General features: G+C 39.7%; 1 pseudogene. It reads left to right on the top strand.

From position 1 onward, the window contains the following. Window positions 1-355 precede the first annotated feature (355 nt). Window positions 356-445, top strand: a pseudogene (locus tag VXS03_RS20060). The last annotated feature ends 456 nt before the right edge of the window (window positions 446-901 follow it).

The following is a 901-nucleotide window of genomic DNA, read 5'->3' as shown; positions in this document are numbered from 1 at the left end:
CTGGATTTTGATGTTTCGAGAATGCGAGAGAGTGTGAAGCTAACTCCCACCATCATATAATTCTTTCTTAGTTCAGTTGGTACTCTTTATTGGAGAGCTTAGCGGCTTGTTAATTCACATGTCACTGGTTCAAGTCCAGTAGAGTGAAGCCAAATAGAGAAGCCCGCAAGAAATTGCGGGCTTTTTTACATCTGAAGTTTGTTAATTGTGAATGATAAAGAAGCGAATCCTTCTCCCACCATCATATAATTCCTTCTTAGTTCAGTTGGTACTCTTTATTGCGGGCTTTTTTACATCTGAAGTTTGTTAATTGTGAATGATAAAGAAGCGAATCCTTCTCCCACCATCATACAATTCCTTCTTAGTTCAGTTGGTACTCTTTATTGGGGAGCTTAGCGGCCGGTTAATTCACATGTCACTGGTTCAAGTCCAGTAGAGGGAGCCAAATAGAGAAGCCCGCAAGAAATTGCGGGCTTTTTTACGTCTGGATTTTGATGCTTCGAGAATGAGAGAGTGTGTGAAGCTAACTCCCACCACCATATAATTTCTTCTTAGTTCAGTTAGTACTCTTTATTGGGGAGCTTAGCGGCTTGTTAATTCACATGTCACTGGTTCAACTCCAGTAGAGTGAAGACAAATAGAGAAGCCCGCAAGAAATTGCGAGTTTTTTTACGCCTGGATTTTGATGTTTCGAGAATGCGAGAGAGTGTGAAGCTAACTCCCACCATCATACAATTCCTTCTTAGTTCTGTTGGTACTCTTTATTGGGGGAGGGAGCGGTTATTGATTACAGATAATGACTCTTTTTTATATGTAGGTTCTTCATTATATTTGCTTGTGTCCTGTTGTTTAATGCACCAAATTGAATGATATTAATAAGCTTTGATTAATTGGTGAACGC

The sequence above is a fragment of the Photobacterium sp. S4TG1 genome (genome assembly GCF_036040035.1).
Lineage (GTDB): Bacteria > Pseudomonadota > Gammaproteobacteria > Enterobacterales > Vibrionaceae > Photobacterium.
The sequence above is the reverse complement of the archived record's forward strand: the minus strand, read 5'-3'. Positions and strand labels throughout refer to the sequence as shown.